2 protein-coding genes are annotated in these 3,539 nt (G+C 76.2%); one reads left to right on the forward strand and one right to left on the reverse strand.

What is annotated here, in order from left to right; genetic code table 11:
• A partial coding sequence (locus E4099_RS30475; RefSeq protein WP_135342337.1) for an NHLP bacteriocin export ABC transporter permease/ATPase subunit occupies positions 1 to 2,657 on the forward strand: 2,657 nt, incomplete at its 5' end.
• Between the two features lie 15 nt (positions 2,658 to 2,672).
• Here the strand turns inward: E4099_RS30475 and E4099_RS30480 are convergent.
• A partial coding sequence (locus tag E4099_RS30480; RefSeq protein ID WP_209446802.1) for a thiopeptide-type bacteriocin biosynthesis protein occupies positions 2,673 to 3,539 on the reverse strand: 867 nt, incomplete at its 5' end.

Genomic DNA, 3,539 nt, shown 5'->3' on the forward strand with positions numbered 1-3,539 from the left:
CGACTCCCCCGTCCGGCCCGCCGCCCCCGCGCCCGGCGGGCACCTCGGGCCGCGCTCCCGCTCCGGCCCGGCAGGCGGACCTGGTACGGGGGATCGATCTGGCGCTGAGCGGGCTCGGCTCCTTGGGCGCCGCCGAGCCGCCGACCGCTGCCCTCGCCCGGCTCGCCCCCGGCGAGGAGGTGGACCTCGCCGACGGGGCCTGCCTCGCACCGGACGGCGAGGTCGTGTGGACCGAGGTCGTCCACGGCTGCCTGAGCGTGACCACCGCCGCGGGAACCGTGTCGTACGGGACCGGCGCGTGGGCGGTCCTCACCGGAGGGGGCCGGGCCCGCGGAGAGCCGCACGCGCGACTGCGGGTCCGCCGGACCGCCGACCTGGCCGCCGGCGGACTGCTGCGCACGGCCCTGCCCCGCGCCATGAGCGGGGTGCTCCGGTCGGTCGACCGGCTCGTCGCCCGGCGGGAGGAGCGCGAGAGCGCCAGGATCGTCCGTGCCGAGGAAGACCGGCGGGCGGCCGAGCGGGAGGCCGAGCGGGCCCTGCGGAGCGTCCTTGGCCCAACGGGCGCCCCCGGGCCCGTTCCAGGGGCACCGCAGGACCCGGATCCCCTCACGGCGGTGTGCGCGGCGGTCGCCGGAGCACTCGGCATCACCCTCGCCGCCGGCGGCGCGGACCCCGCCGCCGGCAGTGGCCCGCGGACCGACCCGGTCGAACACCTCGCCCGGCGCTCCGGCTTCCGCACCCGGACCGTGACGCTGTCCGGGCCGTGGTGGCGGGCGGCCACGGGCCCTCTGGTGGGGTACCGGGCCGACAGCGGCGCGCCGGTCGCCCTGCTGCGGCACCGCGGCCGGTACCGGATCTGGGACCCGGCCACCGGGCGGCGCACCACGGTGACCCGCGCCTCGGCGAACTCCCTGCGGCGGTCGGCGGTGATGTTCTACCGGCCGCTGCCCGAAGGGCCGGTGGGGATGGCCGGACTGCTCCGCCACGGGCTGCGGGGCACCGGCGCGGACCTGTGCCGGATCGCGCTGGCCGGACTGCTCACCGTGGCGCTGGGCGCGCTGGTCCCGCTCGCCACGGGGACCGTGCTCGCCGCGTACGTGCCCTCGGGCCAGCGGGGAATGATCGTGCAGCTCTGCGCGATCCTGCTGGCCGCGAGTGTGGTCTCGGGCGGGTTCGCCGTCGTGGAGAACACCGCCCTGCTGCGTCTGGAGGGCCGCTTCGAGGCGACCGTCCAGGCCGCCGTCTGGGACCGGCTGCTCAGACTGCCGGTCAGGTTCTTCTCCGGGTACTCGTCCGGGGACCTGGCGCAGACCGCCCTCGGCGTGGGAGCCGCGCGCGCCATGCTCAGCGGGCTGACCACGGCCGTGCTCCACTCGGGCACCGTGCTCCTGGTCAATCTGGCGACCCTGTTCTGGCTCGACCCCGCGCCGGCCGCCCTGGCCCTGGCCGTGCTCGCCGCCTGCGCGGTGGGCCACACCTGGGCGGGGGTGCGGCAGGTCCGCTGGCAGCACCGGCTCCTCGGCATGACCAACGCGCTCGCCAACCTGGTCTTCCAGATCCTCAAGGGGCTGCCGAAGATCCGGGTCGCGGGGGCCGAGAGCCGGGTGTTCGCCCGCTGGGCGGAGGCCTTCGCCCGGCAGCAGGCCGTCCAGCGGCGCATCGGCCGCTGCCAGAACGCCGTCGCCGTACTCGGCGGCGCGCTGCCCGCGCTGGCCGCCCTGGGCCTCTTCCTGCTGGTCTCCGGCCCCGCCCGGCACCGCCTGCCGGACGCCGAGTTCCTGTCGTTCAACGCGGCGTTGGCCGTGGCCTGCGCCGCCGCCGTCCAGCTGGCCTCCGCCCTGACCTCGGCCCTCGGCGCCATCCCGCTGCTCACCCGGATCAGGCCGATCCTGGCGCACCCGCCGGAAGCGGCGGAGGACAGCACCCAGCCCGGCGAACTGACCGGCGACATCGAGGTGGACCGGCTCAGCTTCGGCTACACCCCGCACGCGCCGGTCCTGGAGGACATCAGCTTCCGGGTCCGCCCCGGGGAGTTCCTCGCCGTCGTCGGCTCCAGCGGGTGCGGGAAGACCACCCTGCTGCGGCTGCTGCTGGGCTTCGAACGGCCGTGGTCCGGCGCGGTGCGCTACGACGGGCAGGACCTCGCCTCGCTGGACGGCACCGCGGTCCGCCGGCAGTGCGCCGTGGTACTGCAGGACGCCGGCCTGCTGAGCGGAACCATCCTCGAAGCGATCACCGGCGGCCACGAGTACACCCTGGACGAGGCGTGGGCGGCGGCCGATCTCGCGGGGGTGGCCGAGGACATCAGGTCGATGCCCATGGGCATGCAGACCCTGCTCGGCGACACCGGCACCCTCTCCGGCGGGCAGCGCCAGCGCCTGGTGATCGCCCACGCCCTGATCCGCGACCCCCGGATCCTCTTCTTCGACGAGGCCACCAGCGCGCTGGACAACGCCGCACAGCGCCTGATCGCCGAGAACACCCGCAGGCTCAACGCCACCCGCGTCGTCATCGCCCACCGGCTCTCCACGGTCATGGACGCCGACAAGGTCCTGGTGCTGGCGGCGGGGCGCGTCGCCGAGTCGGGGCCGCCGCGGGAACTGCTGGCCCGGCCCGACTCCCGGTTCGCCCGGCTGGTACGGCGCCAGGCGCTGTGAGCCGCGGCTCGCCCGTCACCCGCGGCGCGGTCCGCCGGCACGGTCGCGTGCGACCCCGCGCAGGATGCCGTGGCTCCTGGCCTCCTTCGCGGCGTCGATGCCGATCAGGCGGTTGTGCTGCATGTGCAGCAGGCCGTCGACCGCGCTCGCGCCGATGCCGTCGCTCAGCCGCCCGTCCCGCAGCACGGTACGCCCGTAGGCGCGGGGGGCCGGGGACGCGCTCCACAGCTCCTGGAGCACCGGTGAACCGGTCAGCGCCGTGAAGGTGCCGAGGCAGCGGCCGGGGGTGATCCAGGTGCGCGCGAGGTCGCGGTGGCGGCGGTAGAAGCGGCGCGGGGCCTCCTCGTTGGGGAAGTAGCCGTCCACCCAGTGCCACCACTCCCAGTCGCCCAGGGCGTCGAGCAGGATGCCGTAGTGCACGGCGGCCAGGATCTCGTCCGGAAGCCGGATCGCGCCCCGGGCCCGCGTTCGGATCAGGGCGATGGCCGAGGCGCTGTCCAGCGTGAAGAGGTCCTCGGCCGCGGCCATGGCGGCTCCCTCGCCGTACCGCTGCGCCTCGGGGGTGTAGGGGTGCAGGGAGTAGTCGCCGGCGAGCCCCGCCTCACGGAGCGCCGTGAGGCAGCCGTGCAGCTCCGGGAGGACCCGGCCCGGCACGGTCCCGGGAGCGCCGTGCAGCCGCAACCGGATGTGCGGGTCGGGGTCCCGGTACCGGACGAAGAAGCGCCGGTCGGTGCGGTCCTCCACCGAGGCCAGGAACGCCGCGAGCGGGCCCGTGAGGATCTCGTCGTGGGCCTCGGGCACCGCGCGGATCCTCGCGTAGAGCCATTCGCCGCCGGGGTGGTGGGGGCGCGGGGCGCGAGCCGAGGGCAGGCGCACCACCGG

This window comes from Streptomyces palmae, assembly GCF_004684805.1.
Taxonomy (GTDB): domain Bacteria; phylum Actinomycetota; class Actinomycetes; order Streptomycetales; family Streptomycetaceae; genus Streptomyces; species Streptomyces palmae.